We start from the raw sequence: 14,744 nt of genomic DNA, 5'->3' as shown, positions 1-14,744 counted from the left end.
GCCCTGTTCGAGCGTGGCTACATGCCCCGCGCCCGGCTGGACGTGACCGGGGCCGAGGCCCGCTCCGCCGAGGCCCGGCTGCGCGCCGCCCGCGCCCGGGTGGCCGCCTTCGGCAATCCGGGCTCCGACGGGGTCGTCGTGGTCCGCAGCCCCGCCGACGGCGTGGTCACCCGCCTGATCGCCGCCCCCGGCGTCACCCTGCACGAGGAGGCCCTGCAGGTGGCCGAGATCGCCGACACCGGCCGGGCCGAGCTGGTCTTCGACGCCCCGCCCGCCGCCGCCCGCCTGCTGGCGCCCGGCGCCCGCCTCAGCGCCGAGACCGCCGACGGGGCCCGGATCGAGGCCGTGGTCATCGCCGTGGCCCCCGCCGCGGAAGGCGGAACCGCCACCGTCCGCGCCGCCGCCACCGGCGCCCTGCCCGCCCCGGGCACGATCCTGTCGGCCCGGCTCCCGGTCGGTGGAGGCAGCGGCCTGACCGTCCCCGCCGATGCGGTCCAGACGGTCGATGGCGTCCCCTCCGTCTTCGTGCGCGAGGGCGACGGCTTCCGCGCCCGGCCCGTGACCACCGGCGCCACCGCCGCGGGGCGCACCGAGATCCTGTCGGGCCTGACCGGCGCCGAGCGCATCGCCGGAACCGGCGCCTTCCTGCTCAAGGCCGAACTGGCCAAGGGCGAGGCGGAGCACGGACACTGATCATGCTGAACCGCATCATCGACGCCGCGGTCCGTCACCGCTGGCTGGTCATCGTCCTGGCCCTGCTGTGGGCCGCCGTGGGCGTACGCGAGCTCGTCCGCCTGCCGATCGACGCCGTGCCGGACATCACCAACCGGCAGGTCCAGATCACCACCGTCGCCCCCGCCCTGGGGCCCGAGGAGGTCGAGCGGCAGGTCACCTTCCCGCTGGAGACGGCCCTCGGCGGCATGCCGGGTCTGGTCGAGACCCGCTCCCTGTCGCGCCACGGCTTCTCGCAGGTCACCGCCGTCTTCACCGACAGCACCGACATCTGGTTCGCCCGCACTCTGGTCAACGAGCGGCTTCAGGACGCCCGCGAGGACCTGCCCGGCGGCGTGACCCCCACCATGGGCCCGGTCGTCACCGGTCTGGGCGAGGTCTTCATCTGGACGCTGGAGCTCAAGGGCCCCGCCGCCGCCGAGGGGGCGCCCTACCTCACCCCCGAGGGCGAACGCCTGACCACCGACGCCCAGAAGGCGACCTGGCTGCGCACCGTCCAGGACTGGATCGTCGCGCCCCAGCTGCGCGGGGTCGAGGGCGTCGCCGGGATCGACGTCCAGGGCGGCTATGTGAAGGAGTATGCGGTCCATCCCGACCCGGCCCGCCTCGCCGCCTACGGCGTCGGTCTGGTCCAGTTGGTCGAGGCGCTGGAGCACGCCAACCGCATCGCCGGCGCCGGCTACGTCAACCGCGCGGGCGAGGCGTGGATCGTCCGCGCCGACGCCCGCATCCGCACGCTGGAGGAACTGGCCGCCACCCCCATCCTGAACCGCAACGGTCAGGTGGTCCGCGTCTCCGACGTCGCCACGGTCGAGATCGGCCGCGCCCCCCGCCTCGGCTCGGCCAGCTCTGACGGCCACGAGACCGTGCTGGGCGCCGCCCTCATGTTGCAAGGCGAGAACTCCCGAGAAGTCGCGAAACGCGTTGGAGAAAAGCTCAACGACATCCAAACCAGCCTGCCGCCCGGCGTGACCATCCGCCCGGTGCTGGACCGCACCGCCCTGGTCGAGGACACCATCGGCACGGTCGAGCACAATCTGGTGCTGGGCGCGGCCCTGGTCATCGCCGTCCTGTTCCTGGCGCTCGGCAACGTCCGCGCGGCCGTGATCACGGCGCTGGTCATCCCGCTGGCCTTCCTGTTCGCGGCCACGGCCATGAACCGCTTCGGCATCAGCGCCAATCTGCTCAGCCTCGGGGCCCTCGACTTCGGCCTGATCGTCGATGGCGCCGTGGTGGTCGTCGAGAACACCCTGCGCCGTCTCTCGCTGGAGCGGCAGCGTCTGAATCAACCATTGACGATCAGTCAGCGCCTGACCGTCGCCGCCGCCGCCGCGCGCGAGATGGCCCGCCCCGCCGCCTTCGGTCAGGCCATTATCCTGCTGGTCTACGCCCCCCTGCTGATGTTCGAGGGCGTCGAGGGCAAGATGTTCGGCCCGATGGCCGCCACCGTCATGCTGGCGCTGGCCGGCGCCTTCATCCTCAGCTTCACCTTCGTCCCGGCCCTCACCGCCCTGTGGGTGCGCGACCCGAAGGCTGGGCACGGGGACGGCGAGCCCCGCCTCAGCCGCGCCGTCCGCGACCGCTATGCCCCCCTGCTGGACAAGGCCCTGCGCCGCCCCCGGCTGGTCATCGGCGGCGCGGTCGGGGCGCTGGCCGCGGGAGCCCTCGCCTTCGCCGCGCTGGGCTCCGAGTTCGTGCCGCAACTGGATGAGGGCGACATCCTCGTCCAGGCCCTGCGCGTCCCCTCGACCTCGCTGGAGCAGTCGCAGGCCATGCAGTTCCGGGTCGAGACCACGCTGAAGGCCATGCCCCAGGTCGAACGGGTCTTCACGCGCACCGGCACGGCCGAGGTCGCCTCCGACCCCATGCCGCCGTCCATCTCGGACACCTTCGTCATGCTGAAGGACCGCAAGGACTGGCCGGACCCGTCCCTGCCCAAGGCCGAGCTGGTCGAGCGGATGGAGGCCGCGCTCAGCCACCTGCCGGGCCAGAACTACGAGTTCACCCAGCCGATCCAGATGCGCTTCAACGAGCTGATCGCCGGGGTCCGCTCCGACGTGGCGGTCAAGGTCTACGGCGACGACTTCGAGGCCATGACCCGCACCGCCGAACAGGTCGCCGCCGTCCTGCGCCGCATCGACGGCGCCGCCGACGTCCGGGTCGAACAGGTCTCGGGCCAGCCGACCCTGACCGCCCGCGTCGACCGCACCATCGCGGCGGCGCAGGGCATCCACGCCTCCGACGCCGCCGACGCCCTGGCCATCGGTCTGGCCGGTCAGGCGGCGGGTCAGGTGATGGAGGGCGACCGGCGCTTCGACGTCGTGGTCCGCCTCGCCGACGAACTGCGCAACGATCCCTCCGTCATGGCCCAGTTGCCGGTCATGCCCGAGGAGTCCGAGCCCGGCGCCCCGACCGTCCCCCTGTCCTCCGTCGCCCGCTTCGAGGCGGCCGAGGGCCCCAACCAGATCAGCCGCGAGAACGGCAAGCGCCGCATCATCGTGCAGGCCAACGTGCGGGGCCGGGATCTGGGCGGCTTCGTCGCCGAGGCCCGGCGCGAGGTGGCGGCGAACGTCCAGCCCCCCACCGGCGGCTGGTTCGACTGGGGCGGCCAGTTCGAAAACCTCGAACGCGCCTCCACCCGTCTGGCCCTGATCGTGCCCCTGGTCTTCCTGACCATCGGCGCCCTTCTGGTGCTGGCCCTGCGCTCGTTCCGGGACGCGGCCCTCGTCTTCGCCGGCGTGCCTCTGGCCCTCGTCGGCGGGGCGCTGGCGCTGGCGGCCCGGGGGATGCCGCTGTCGACCTCGGCGGCGGTCGGCTTCATCGCCGTGTCCGGGGTCGCCACCCTGAACGGTCTCGTCCTGATGCAGGCCATCCAGCAGCGGCTAGCCGAGGGCGACGCACCGGTTCAGGCCGCCCTGACCGGCGCCGTCAGCCGCCTGCGCGCGGTCCTGACCACGGCGCTGGTGGCGGTGCTGGGCTTCATCCCCATGGCCTTCGCCTGGGGCCCCGGCGCCGAGGTCCAGAAGCCGCTGGCCACCGTCGTCATCGGCGGCCTGACCACGGCGACGCTCCTGACCCTGCTGGTCCTGCCGGTGCTGGCGTCGCTGGGGCGAAGGCAGACCTGACCCTTCTCATCCCGGACGCCGTAAGGCGATCCGGGACCGCCCAAAAGCAAAAGGCCCGGTCTCTCGACCGGGCCTTTCGTCTGTCAGTCCGACGTGCGGTTCTGCTGGTACACCGGCGTCCGGTTGCTGGGCGGCCCGCCCGGGCGGGCGACGCGCAGCTCATAGTCCAGGGCGGCGTTCGGGTCGGAGCGGCCCGGGAAGGCGTAGCCGCTGTCGTTGAAATAGGGATAGCCGCCCAGACCGCCGTCGCGGCCGTAGCCATAGCCGTAGCCGTACGGATACAGGGCGTTCTCGGTCTGGCGGTAGCTGAGGTTCAGCCGCCCGGTCTCGCCCAGCGGCAGGGACACGGCCATGCCGTAGTCGCGATAGCCGCCGGTGCCGATCCCGGCGGTGAACTCGCCGTGCATCTTGCGGTCATCGACCGGACGCTCGGCCTGGCTGGCATAGGGCGTGGCCGCCGGGTCGCGCTGCGAGATCCAGCGGTCGATCTGCTGGTCGGTGGTCAGGTTGTGCGGCTCGGCCGCCTGCAGGGCCGCGCCTTCGGCCGAGGGCGCGTCCGGCCGCGTCACGGCCGTCAGGTCCACGGTGGTGGCCGGGGCCGTCGTCACGACGCCGTCAGGGTCGCTGCCGGCGATCGCCGCGGCGAGGATCAGGGCCGAAATCATCATGCGCTCACTCCCTCTACTGAACCCACCCTAACCCGGAATAAGGCCAAGGTCAGGCGGTTCCGTCGCCGCGATGCAATGGGTCGCGCAGCGGCTGGCCCTCCGGCACGAACTCCAGCGCCACCGAGTTGATGCAGTAGCGCAGGCCGGTGGGCGGCGGACCGTCCGGGAAGACGTGGCCCTGATGGCCCCCACAACGGGCGCAGACGGTCTCGGTCCGCACCATGCCGTAGCTGGTGTCGGTAATCGCGGTGACGTGGGCCTCGTCGACCGGCTGGGTGAAGCTGGGCCAGCCCGTGCCGCTCTCGAACTTGGTGGTCGCCCGGAACAGCGGCAGGCCGCACTCGCGGCAGCAGAACACCCCGGCCCGCTTCTCGCCCAGCAGCACGCCGCAGAAGGGCGCCTCGGTGCCGTGCGACAACAGGACCCGCGCCTCCTCGGCCGTCAGGTCCGCCTCCAGCCGCTCGCGCTCGGCCTCGGTCGGCGGCGTCAGGTCATAGCCGGTGGGGGATCGGTGGGTGTCGGTCATGGAGGAGAAATAGGGAGGGAACGGCAAGGGTTCCAGTGCGAGCTGTCGAGAGGGTGGTGCGTGGAAGTGGCTAGTGGCTAGTGGCTGGCCACTTCCCACGCGCCATCCCTTGGGCCCGCCCGCCGTACCCCCCGGAACGCAGAAGGGCCGGACAGTCTCCCGTCCGGCCCCTCATTACTCAGTCACCGATCCGGCGATCAGCCGCCGAACAGGCTGCTGACCCAGGCGCGGACAGCGGCCTCGTCCACCGGGTCGCCGGTGTAGGCCAGGGCGCCTTCCGGAGCGAACGGGGTGTTGTTCGGACGCGGACGGGCGGTCCAGGCCTTATGGCCGTAGCTCAGCTCGGCGTAGTTCGACGGCAGGCGGCGGTTGGTCTGCTCGATGAAGATCGAGTCGGTCGCCGTGGTGGTGCCGACGATGCGGACGTTCGGCAGCTTGGACAGCAGGTCCAGGGTGTCCAGGCAGCCGCCCGAGCAGCCGCCGTCGACCAGAACCACAACCGGGCCCTGCACCGGGTTCGGCGCGCCGGTGTCCTCGGCGACGGCGCGGCCCTGCAGCTGGAAGGTCGGCTGACCGGCGGCGATGGCGGCGTCGAAGGCGGCGACGATTTCCTGCGTCTGGGCGATCATGGCCGGGGCTTCCGCGGCGTAGCGGGGATCGGCCTGCATCAGGCCCAGGGCGGTGGCGAACCAGTCACGGTTGCCCTGGGTCGCGCGGTAGGTGATCGCGCCGGCCGGCGGTTGACGGCTGGCGGTGAACTCCGGCGTCCAGATGCGGTTGGCCAGGCCATAGCCGCGGGCGGTCGAGTTGAAGGCGGCCGAGCCGCGGGCGGCGCGCAGGTCCAGCACGAAGCCTTGCGGGCCGTGCAGGGTCGAGGCCTGGGCCTCGACCAGGCTGTTGAAGGCGTCCCAGCCGGCCGAATCGGCGAACGAGTGGACGTTGATCCACGGGCGGCCGTTGACGGTCTCGATCGACAGCGGGGTCGCCGGGGCGGTGTAGACGGTGGCGCGGTAGGCGGCTTCCAGATCACCGGCGACCAGCGGCTCGGGGCGCAGGTTGATGGCGCGCGGACGGCGGTTGCCGCTCTGGAACTCGCAGACCGACGGCACGCCGTTCACGAACGGGTTGTTGCGGTTCCAGGTCAGGTACGGCGCCGACGAGACGCGACCGGCCTCGGTTTCCAGATTGCCTTCCCAGCGATCCAGCTTGTCGCGGGCGAACTCCTCGATCGGGGTGGCGTTGCACGACACCAGGGTGTCGCCGACGCGCGGCACGCTCGAGCCGCGCAGGCCCGGCTTCACATAGGTCACGACGTATTTGCCGTTGCGCCAGCCGGTGGCGAAACCGGCCCACGAGGTGCCGAAATACGGGCCCAGGCCTTCATAGGTCGGGTAGATCGAGATGTTCGAGTCCCGGAAGCCCGCCGCGTAGTAGCGCAGCAGATAGGCGTGGTCGAAGCCGCTGTTGACGCGGTTCACCATGGCCAGCGATTCCGTCAGGCCGGTGTCCAGCCAGCCGCGGAACTCGGTGCTGGCCTGGCCGGGAACGGCGGGAGCCGGGTGGTTGGCGGCCAGCTCGTCGTGGGCGGCCTGCAGATCCTGACGGGCCAGGGCGCGGAAGTCCTGGGCGACGGCGGCGCCGGCGACGAGGCTGAGGGCTGCGGCCGCAACGGCGGCGATCGAAAGGGTACGGGTCATCGTCTCGGGCTCCAGCGGTCCGATTGGGAAGGCGGCGAGGGTTAAAGCGTATCGACAAGGGGTCTGCCAAGCCCGAACCCTGTTCAGGAGAGCGACGCCTGCCGGTTTACTCACCGGCGAACGCGGCCTAAGCCGGTCCTCAATCCCGCCGCCGAGGGTCGGCGCCGTTCCTTCTGAAGACGCATGTTCTCCAAGATCCTGATCGCCAACCGCGGCGAAATCGCCGTCCGCATCATCAAGACCTGCCGCCGCATGGGCATCGCCACGGTGCAGGTATACTCGGAAGCCGACGCCGGTTCGCTGGCCGTCGAGATGGCCGACGAGACCGTCCTGATCGGCCCGGCTCCGGCCGCGCAGAGCTATCTGCTGGCCGACCGGATCGTCGAGGCGGTCAAGCAGACGGGCGCGGAAGCCGTCCATCCGGGCTTCGGCTTCCTGAGCGAAAATGCCGCATTCGCCCGCCGCCTCCGCGACGAGGGGATCGCCTTCATCGGGCCGAATCCCGAGGCGATCGACGCCATGGGCGACAAGATCACCTCCAAGAAGTTCGCCGCCGAGGCGGGCGTCTCCACCGTTCCGGGCCACATGGGCCTGATCGAGACCCCGGAAGAGGCGGTGAAGATCGCCGCCGGCATCGGCTATCCGGTCATGATCAAGGCCTCGGCGGGCGGCGGCGGCAAGGGCATCCGCGTCGCCTACTCCGACGCCGACATGGCCGAGGGCTTCGCCGCGGTGAAGGCCGAGGCGCTGAACGCCTTCGGCGACGACCGGGTCTTCCTCGAGAAATTCATCATCGACCCGCGCCACATCGAGATCCAGGTGCTGGGCGACAAGCACGGCAACGTCGTCCACCTGTTCGAGCGCGAGTGCTCGATCCAGCGCCGGAACCAGAAGGTCATCGAGGAGGCCCCCTCCCCGCTGCTGGACGAGGCCACCCGCGCCGCCATGGGCGCCCAGGCCGTCGCCCTGGCCAAGGCCGTGAACTACGACAGCGCCGGCACGGTCGAGTTCGTCGCCGGTCAGGACAAGAGCTTCTACTTCCTGGAGATGAACACTCGTCTGCAGGTGGAACACCCGGTGACGGAGCTGATCACCGGCGTCGATCTGGTCGAGCAGATGATCCGCTCGGCCTGGGGCGAGCATCTGGCCTTCAAGCAGGAAGACCTGTCGATCAACGGCTGGGCCATCGAGAGCCGCATCTACGCCGAGGACCCCTACCGCGGCTTCCTGCCCTCCATCGGCCGTCTGGTGCGCTACGCCCAGCCCGAGGAAGGCGAGCATGAGGACGGCTATGTCGTCCGCAACGATTCCGGCGTCCGCGAGGGCGACGAGATCAGCATGTTCTACGATCCCATGATCGCCAAGCTGTGCGCCTGGGCCCCGACCCGCGCCGAGGCCGTCGAGGGCATGGCCCGCGCGCTGGAGGACACCCATCTGGCCGGTCTGGGCCACAACGTCCCCTTCCTCGCCGCCGTGATGGACCAGCCCCGCTTCCGCTCGGGCGAGCTGTCGACCAGCTACATCAAGGACGAGTTCCCCGAAGGCTTCCACGGCCTGAAGCCGGACGCGCGCCAGACCCACATCCTCATCGCCGCCGCCGTGGCCATGAACGAGATCATCGCCGAACAGGACGGCGACCCGTCGGACCGCACCGACTGGACCGTGCTCATCGACAAGGCCCCGCACGGCGTCGACCTGTCCTATGACGAGGACGAGGCCCTGCTGCTGGCCTTTACCGGCGGCGGCCACGCCCGCCTGACCGAGATCGACTGGCGTCCCGGCCTGCCCCAGTTCCGCGCCGAGCTGGACGGCGAACCCTTCACCGCCGAGGTCGCCCGCGTCGCCGACGGCTTCTCGATCCGCCACCGCGCGGCGAAGGCCCGCGTCCGCGTCCTGCGTCCCCGCCTGGCCGAGCTCTACGCCCGCCTGCCCGAGAAACAGGCCGCCGACACCTCGAAGTCGATCCTGTCGCCCATGCCGGGTCTGGTCGTGGCCATCCCGGTCGTCGTCGGCCAGGAAGTGAAGACCGGCGAGACCGTCGCCATCATCGAAGCCATGAAGATGCAGAACATCCTCAAGGCCGAACGCGACGGCGTGGTGAAGGCCGTCAGCGCCAAGGCCGGCGACCCGGTCGCGGCGGACGATGTGCTGGTGGAGTTCGGGTAAGCTCCCCCTCACAGCACCCTCACCCTCGGCCCCCGTTCCCCCGGGCGGTCGATCAGCAGGTCCGTGACCGCCCAGACCAGCGCATCCGCGCGGTCCAGCGAGCCTTCGCCCAGTTCGGCGCCCAGCATCATCAGCTCCTCCTCCAGGGCGTCGAACATGCCGGCGTGTTTGACCCGCCCCTGTTCGTAGAGGGCGGCGACCGGCTCGGCGCGGAGCATCTTGCCCCGGGTCGCGCGGACGGTGCGGACCGGCAGCGGGCGATCGACGGCCTTGAGCACCGCCGAGACCATGTCCCCGCCCTGGTTGACCTCGGCCACGATGCAGGCCGCGCCCACCTCCCGCGCGAGGGCGACGGCCCGGCGGGCCCACTCCTCGGGCGACAGGCCGTGGGCCGAGCGGTCGGCCAGCACCACCGCCTCGCGCACCCCGTCGGGGCGGCGACGCGAGGCGGCCGCGATGATGCCGCAGGCGTCTCCGGACGCGGTGGCGGGCGGGTCGACGGCGACGATGACGCGCTCATAGGGGGATGAGGGTCGAGGGACGGGAGTCGAGGGTTTCGGACCGGCCTGCGCCTCGACCCTCGCTTCTCCCCCCTCGCTCCTCGCCTTCATCATCATCTCCGCCGTGAACAGGGCGCCGTCGAGGTCGACGATCTTCCCCTCAAGCTCCTGCGCCTCGCGGCGGGTGCCGCCGTAGAGGTCGCGCAGGCCGTCGAGGAAGCCCGGCGCCAGATGAGCCGCGTTGTCCGCGCTGGCCGCATGGGTGAAGGCGCACGACGTCTCATCCTTCAGCCGGACCAGGGCGCGCATCGGGCGCGGGGTGGTGGTGACGAGAAGTCTTGGGTGGCTAACGCTCGCGACGCGGTCGCTCGCTGCTTGAGCCACGAAGAGCACGCGCGAAGCGCCAGGCCGCGTCGGGTCGGGAGGTCCCGAAGGGCCGACGACCGCGCCCCCCAAGGACTCGCTCGCCCGCACCGGAAGTGGAAGCCTCAGCCCCATCCTGAGCAGGGCGAGCGTCTCGGCCGCGCCGCGCGCGCCGGTGGGGCGCCAGGCGCAGAACTCGTCGGCCCAGGCGGCGCTGAACTGCGGGCCGCGCAGGCTGTCGGGGTCCTCGGCCGAGAAGGCGTAGGCGATGCAGCCGTTGGCGAATTTCAGGCGGCGGCGCGAGCTTTCGAACACCGGGCGCGTCTTCGCCGTCCAGCGTGGCAGGGAGCGGATGCCCGAGACGCCCTCGATCATCACCTCGCGCACGTCGTGCAGGGTCGGGCCGATCAGGGCCAGACGGCCGCCCGGCCCCAGCGCCTCGGCCTGATCGGCCAGCCATTCGGCGCCCGCCCGCGTCTTGCCCGCCCCGCGCCCGCCCATGAACAGCCAGGTCCGCCAGGGCTCGCCGTCGGGCAGGGCCGCTGGCGGCGTCTGGGCCGGGGTCAGGACGGTGGGCGGGGCTTCGGGCTCCGGATCGGGTTCGGGATCAGGCTTCGGGGGAGATGTCGGACCGGACGCCGTGGGCGCCGGATTGCCGCGCAACCGCTCCTTCATGCGCCAGAACCGTTCGGCGGTCAGGCCCAACCGCAGCAGCTTTCCGGCGTCGTCGGGGCGGCCGTCCTCCATCGCGTTTCCGACCTGGGCCTCAAGCGAGGCGATGGTCGCCTCGGGCGCATCGGGGAAGTAGCCGCAGCCCAGCCGCGCGCGCCGCTCGGCCCGGGCGGCGGCGTCCTGTTCGTCCTTCGTGGGCGAGGCGGCGGTCATGCCCTGATTATCCCACCGCCCGGAGAGGACGCTGGAAGATCGCGCCGGCCCGCACGGTTTCCTTCGCCGGATCAAAGCCCTGACCGCGCCGGTTCGGCCGAACCCGGGCGACGCTTGCTCCCCGGCCCGACCGGCGTAAGGTCCGGATCAATGCTGCACGCCGCCCTTCTCGCGCTGACGCTTCAGGCCGCCCCGGACCCGGTGGCGGAGTTCGAGGCCCTGTGCATGGCCGCGCGCGGCGAGGATGCGGCCATCGAGGCGGCGGCCCTGACCCGCGGCTACGCCCCGGTCGAGGCGACACAGGAGGAGGAGGCGGGCTCCGACCGCGCCGATCCCCCGCCCCGCGTCTGGGCCCGCACCGACGGCGAGGTCGAGACCCGGGTCATCTCCGCCCCCGGCCGGATGCGTCTGGCGGGCCCCTGGCTGCCGGTGCACCGCTGCTACATCTCGGCCCCCGGGGACTTCACCGGGGCCCGCGCGGCCGCCGCGGCCCTGACCGGGGTCGATCCCTTCCGCCAGCGCGAGACCGCCGTCTTCGCCTGGACCGAGCATGAGGACGGCCGCCGCCCGATCAGCCAGGCGCGGTTCGAGCGGGGCATGATCCCCCTGCTGCGCGACCGGGGCCTGCAGGTGGTGCTGGTCAGCGAGACCCGCGACGGAGTGACCCTGAGCTACGTCACCGCCCGGCGCTGAGCCTCGTCCGACGGAACCGGCCGCGCGGCCAGACGGGCCAGCAGCAGGGCCTCATAGCAGTCGGCCAGCTTCAGATCCGCCTCGCGGCCCGACGGCGTCGGGTCGGCGGCGGCGCGGGCGCGCCACAGGGCGATGCGGGCGCGCAGCATGTCCTCGTCCATCGCCCCCTCCGCTCCGGCGGGACAAGGGCCCCGCCTCCGGTCCAACGACCGGGGACGGCGGATTCATCCTTGGGAGGGATCAGGGACTAGGGACCAGGGATTAGGTGGATCGCGGGTCGCTCCGCCGTCCGCGCCGGGCTCGCTCGCCTAATCCCTAGTCCCTAATCCCTAATCCCTGGACTACCGCCAGCCCCCGTCCCGCGCGCTCGCTTCGGCGGCGGGATCGAGCGTGTCCCCGGCCTGAGCCGCATCAACCGCCGCCAGAACCGCGGCGGGGATGTCCGCCGAGGCGGTGCGGATGGCGTCCGGCGCGGCGGCGCTGAACGGGGCCAGCGCCTGCACGGCCCAGCGGTCGTCCTGACGGCAGGCCAGACCGGCCACCCCGTCGTCGGCGGCGCTGAAGGTGCGGCACCAGCGGCCGTCAGTGTCCCTGAAGGTCAGGCCGACCGACCGCCCCCCGGCGTCCGCCCCCTCGCCCGCCAGCCGACGGTCCAGCACGCGGGTCAGGGTCGCGTCGGCGATCTCGCCCTGCGGCCCGACGACGAAGCCGGTGGGCTCGCCGGGGCCGCCGACCATCAGGCCCAGCACGAAGGCGGCGGCGACGCCCGCGCCCCAGACCGGCAGCAGCGCCGGGGCGAAGGCGGCCTTCAGACGATCCGTCCACGAGCCCCCCCGCGCCGTCGTCGGCGCCGGGCCCGCGATCAGGGCCGCCAGGGCGTCGTCGCGCGGATCGGCCTCGGCCGGGAAGGCCTGACGGGTCAGGGCGCGCAGGGACCGCAGGGCGGCCAGCCGCTCGGCCAGCGCCGGATCGGTCGCGGCGGCGGCGTCGACGGCCGCGCCCTGTTCGGGCGTCAGCTCGCCGTCCACCCGGCGCATCAGGGTTTCGTCGTCATACGGGGTCATGCGGTCACTCCCTGAGCGGCCAGGGTCTGGAGAAGGGTCTGCCGTCCGCGCACCAGACGGCTGGTCAGGGTGCCCGCCGGGACGCCCAGCACGGCGGCGGCCTCGGCGTAGGACAGGCCGTCGATCAGGACGAGGGCCACGGGCAGCCGCTGGTCGTCGGGCAGGTCGCGCACGGCCGCCTGCACCGCCATCGCATCGGCGCGCAGGGCCTCGCCCGCCTGCGCCGCGTCGGCCACGTGGGGGGTGAACTCGTCCTCGGGCGAGACGACCTTGCCCCAGCGCGCCTTCGACCGGGCATCATCGATGTGCAGCCGTCTCATGATGGTGAAGGCCCAGCTGTCCAGCCGCGTGCCGGGCGTCCAGCCCGACCGCTTGAGCAGGGCCCGCTCGACCGTGGCCTGGACCAGGTCCTGGGCGTCGGCGTCCGAGCGGCAGACGGCGCGCGCGAACCGGCGCAACCGGGGCAGAAGCTCCACCAGCCCCGTCTGGAATTCATCCAAGTCGATACTCCGCTCATGCGGGATGAAACGTCCCGCCCCTGACGTTTCATCCATTGTCGGGCCGTCGCCAATGGCCTTTCATCCGTTTCATGCGTTGGAGCCGCCCATGGGGCCTCGTTTTCTGATCCTGATCCTGTGCGCCGCCGTCTGGACCGCCTCGGCGGGCGCGCCCGTGCACGCCCAGATCGGCGGGCTGCCGGGCGGCGGGCAACTGCCGTCCCTGCCGGGCGGGGGGCTGCCGGGCGGAGTGCGGGACCTGCCGGGCCGCCTGCCGTCCGAAATCGATCGCCTGACCGGAACGGCGCGGGACGGGGTCGACACCGCGCTGCGGGTCCCGTCCCGCTTCCGCGACGCCCTGCGCCGCTCGGACGGGGCGCTGGAGCTGGACCCGGACGGCTGGCCCGTCGTGCGAGGCGAGATCCTCGCCCTGGCCCTCAGCCCCGCCGCGCGGCAGGCGGCCCTCGACGAGGGCTTCACCCTGGTGCGCGAGGAGCGGCTGGAGGACCTCGACCTGACGCTGGTCGTGCTGGCCCCGCCCCGCCGCCTGTCGGCCCGGCGGGCGATGGAGCGGCTGCAGGCCCTCGATCCGGCGGGCGAGTTCGCCTTCAACCACGTCCACCTGCCGGCGGGCGAGATCGGCGAGGCCGCGCCTGCGCCCTCGCCGCCTCCCGCTCCCGTTCCGCCTCCCGTGCAGGGCGGCGGGACCCGCATCGGCCTGATCGACACCGGGGTGGACGCCGGCCATCCGGCGCTGTCGGGCGTCAGCGTGCAGGCGCGCGGCTTCGTCGGGGCGGCCCGGCCGGGCGCCCACGGCACGGCGGTCGCCTCGCTGCTGGTCGGACGCGGCCAGGGCTTCCAGAGCGCCGCGCCCGGCGCGACCCTCTACGCCGCCGATGTCTACGGCGGGGCGGGCGCGGGCGGCTCGGCCACCGCGGTGGCGCAGGCGCTCAGCTGGCTGACCGGCCAGAATGTGCGGGTGGTCAACATCAGCCTCGTCGGCCCCCGCAACGCCCTGATCGAGACCGCCGTGCGTCGCGCGCGCGAGCGCGGGGTGATCGTGGTGGCCGCCGTCGGCAATGACGGCCCGGCCGCCCCGCCCCTGTTCCCCGCCGCCTATCCGGGCGTGATCGGGGTGACGGCGGTGAACGCCCGCAACCGGGTCCTGCCCGAGGCCGGGCGCGGGCCGCAGGTCGACTTCGCCGCCCCGGGGGCCGAAATGGCCGCGGCGGGCGGGCGCGGCTGGGTGACCGTGCGCGGGGCCTCCTTCGCCGCACCGCTGGTGGCCGGTCTGCTGGCGCGCAACGGCGGGGACATCGACGCCCTCGCCTCCGGCGCCGTGGACGCCGGGACGCCCGGGACCGATCCCGTCTACGGCCGCGGCGTCGTCGCCGCCCGTCTGCGCACCGCCCCGGCGGCGGTCGGCGCCCGCGGCCAGCTGGCCCGCTGAGATTTTTTCAGACCTTTTTCGCGGCCCCGGGATGAATCCGGCGGCCCCCGTCGTTGGACCCTGCGAGGGCGATTTCGCCCAAGCCTTTCGCAGGAGAGATACGATGCGCAAGACCCTGATGACCGCCGCCGCCGCCTTCGCCCTGACCCTGGCCGGCGCGGGCGCCGCCAACGCCCAGATCGCGGGCGGACTGGGCGGCGGACTGGGCGGTTCGGTCGGCGGTTCGGTGGGCGGTCTGGGCAACGGCCTGGGCGGCTCGCTGGGCGGCGCCGGCTCGGGCAGCCTGACCGGCGGCGTTGACGGCAGCTTCGTGCGGGATCGCGTCGACGGCGCCATGAGCCGCGCCGACCGCGCCCGGGCCAACGCCGAACGCCGCGC

13 protein-coding genes are annotated in these 14,744 nt (G+C 72.8%); 6 read left to right on the top strand and 7 right to left on the bottom strand.

Annotated features, from left to right (window positions below):
• Both VGE03_RS07980 and VGE03_RS07975 read left to right on the top strand, forming a co-directional pair.
• Nucleotides 1–693: HlyD family efflux transporter periplasmic adaptor subunit (locus VGE03_RS07980; protein WP_331045950.1), on the top strand; the 693-nt coding region annotated here is incomplete at its 5' end.
• A 2-nt stretch (nt 694–695) separates the two neighbouring features.
• Entirely contained in the window at nt 696–3,857 is a 3,162-nt protein-coding gene (locus VGE03_RS07975; protein WP_331045949.1) for a CusA/CzcA family heavy metal efflux RND transporter, read from the top strand.
• Nucleotides 3,858–3,940: 83 nt separating this feature from the next.
• On the opposite strand, the gene VGE03_RS07970 is transcribed toward VGE03_RS07975, so the two are convergent.
• From VGE03_RS07970 to VGE03_RS07960, 3 genes are all read right to left on the bottom strand, one after another.
• A complete protein-coding gene (locus VGE03_RS07970) occupies nt 3,941–4,525 on the bottom strand; it encodes a hypothetical protein (protein WP_331045948.1) in 585 nt (194 codons plus the stop codon).
• 49 nt (nt 4,526–4,574) lie between these two features.
• A complete protein-coding gene (gene msrB / locus VGE03_RS07965) occupies nt 4,575–5,051 on the bottom strand; it encodes a peptide-methionine (R)-S-oxide reductase MsrB (protein ID WP_331045947.1) in 477 nt (158 codons plus the stop codon).
• Nucleotides 5,052–5,248: 197 nt separating this feature from the next.
• Complete coding sequence (locus VGE03_RS07960) at nt 5,249–6,748, bottom strand: hypothetical protein (RefSeq protein ID WP_331045946.1); 1,500 nt, start codon at nt 6,746–6,748, stop codon at nt 5,249–5,251.
• 183 nt (nt 6,749–6,931) lie between these two features.
• Between VGE03_RS07960 and VGE03_RS07955 the strand changes: the two genes are divergently transcribed.
• The gene (locus VGE03_RS07955; RefSeq protein ID WP_331045945.1) at nt 6,932–8,914 is read left to right on the top strand and encodes an acetyl/propionyl/methylcrotonyl-CoA carboxylase subunit alpha; all 1,983 of its coding nucleotides are present in this window, start codon (nt 6,932–6,934) and stop codon (nt 8,912–8,914) included.
• 8 nt (nt 8,915–8,922) lie between these two features.
• On the opposite strand, the gene VGE03_RS07950 is transcribed toward VGE03_RS07955, so the two are convergent.
• Nucleotides 8,923–10,662 carry a terminase large subunit domain-containing protein gene (locus VGE03_RS07950; RefSeq protein WP_331045944.1) on the bottom strand — a complete coding sequence of 580 codons (1,740 nt, stop codon included), beginning with the start codon at nt 10,660–10,662 and terminating at the stop codon, nt 8,923–8,925.
• Between the two features lie 150 nt (nt 10,663–10,812).
• On the opposite strand from VGE03_RS07950, the gene VGE03_RS07945 reads away from it, so the two are divergent.
• A complete protein-coding gene (locus VGE03_RS07945) occupies nt 10,813–11,355 on the top strand; it encodes a hypothetical protein (protein ID WP_331045943.1) in 543 nt (180 codons plus the stop codon).
• Here VGE03_RS07945 and VGE03_RS07940 read toward each other — a convergent pair.
• The 3 genes from VGE03_RS07940 to VGE03_RS07930 form a co-directional block, all read right to left on the bottom strand.
• Nucleotides 11,334–11,516 (bottom strand): hypothetical protein, encoded by a 183-nt coding sequence (locus VGE03_RS07940; RefSeq protein WP_331045942.1) that lies wholly within the window; start codon nt 11,514–11,516, stop codon nt 11,334–11,336. The two genes, VGE03_RS07945 and VGE03_RS07940, sit on opposite strands and share 22 nt — an antisense overlap.
• Nucleotides 11,517–11,696: 180 nt before the next feature.
• Nucleotides 11,697–12,419 carry a hypothetical protein gene (locus tag VGE03_RS07935; protein ID WP_331045941.1) on the bottom strand — a complete coding sequence of 241 codons (723 nt, stop codon included), beginning with the start codon at nt 12,417–12,419 and terminating at the stop codon, nt 11,697–11,699.
• Nucleotides 12,416–12,919: an RNA polymerase sigma factor gene (locus VGE03_RS07930; protein WP_331045940.1), complete on the bottom strand. Its 504-nt coding sequence runs from the start codon at nt 12,917–12,919 to the stop codon at nt 12,416–12,418. The genes VGE03_RS07935 and VGE03_RS07930 overlap by 4 nt, the downstream gene beginning before the upstream one ends.
• Before the next feature lie 106 nt (nt 12,920–13,025).
• Between VGE03_RS07930 and VGE03_RS07925 the strand changes: the two genes are divergently transcribed.
• Both VGE03_RS07925 and VGE03_RS07920 read left to right on the top strand, forming a co-directional pair.
• Nucleotides 13,026–14,366, top strand: a complete 1,341-nt coding sequence (locus VGE03_RS07925; RefSeq protein WP_331045939.1) for a S8 family serine peptidase — start codon at nt 13,026–13,028, stop codon at nt 14,364–14,366.
• A 103-nt stretch (nt 14,367–14,469) separates the two neighbouring features.
• Nucleotides 14,470–14,744 (top strand): hypothetical protein (locus tag VGE03_RS07920; protein ID WP_331045938.1); only part of this gene is annotated, 275 nt, incomplete at its 3' end.

It is taken from the genome of Brevundimonas sp. (assembly GCF_036400995.1).
In the GTDB taxonomy this organism is placed as follows: Bacteria; Pseudomonadota; Alphaproteobacteria; order Caulobacterales; family Caulobacteraceae; genus Brevundimonas.
This window is presented reverse-complemented; position numbering and strand designations above follow the sequence as displayed.

Bases quoted from the DNA above. Each gene is read 5' to 3' on its own strand.
- VGE03_RS07945 (WP_331045943.1), top strand. From the start codon at position 10,813: ATGCTGCACGCCGCCCTTCTCGCGCTGACGCTTCAGGCCGCCCCGGAC.
- VGE03_RS07955 (WP_331045945.1), top strand. From the start codon at position 6,932: ATGTTCTCCAAGATCCTGATCGCCAACCGCGGCGAAATCGCCGTCCGC.
- VGE03_RS07960 (WP_331045946.1), bottom strand. From the start codon at position 6,748: ATGACCCGTACCCTTTCGATCGCCGCCGTTGCGGCCGCAGCCCTCAGC.
- VGE03_RS07950 (WP_331045944.1), bottom strand. From the start codon at position 10,662: ATGACCGCCGCCTCGCCCACGAAGGACGAACAGGACGCCGCCGCCCGG.
- msrB (WP_331045947.1), bottom strand. From the start codon at position 5,051: ATGACCGACACCCACCGATCCCCCACCGGCTATGACCTGACGCCGCCG.
- VGE03_RS07940 (WP_331045942.1), bottom strand. From the start codon at position 11,516: ATGGACGAGGACATGCTGCGCGCCCGCATCGCCCTGTGGCGCGCCCGC.
- VGE03_RS07975 (WP_331045949.1), top strand. From the start codon at position 696: ATGCTGAACCGCATCATCGACGCCGCGGTCCGTCACCGCTGGCTGGTC.
- VGE03_RS07970 (WP_331045948.1), bottom strand. From the start codon at position 4,525: ATGATGATTTCGGCCCTGATCCTCGCCGCGGCGATCGCCGGCAGCGAC.
- VGE03_RS07935 (WP_331045941.1), bottom strand. From the start codon at position 12,419: ATGACCCCGTATGACGACGAAACCCTGATGCGCCGGGTGGACGGCGAG.
- VGE03_RS07925 (WP_331045939.1), top strand. From the start codon at position 13,026: ATGGGGCCTCGTTTTCTGATCCTGATCCTGTGCGCCGCCGTCTGGACC.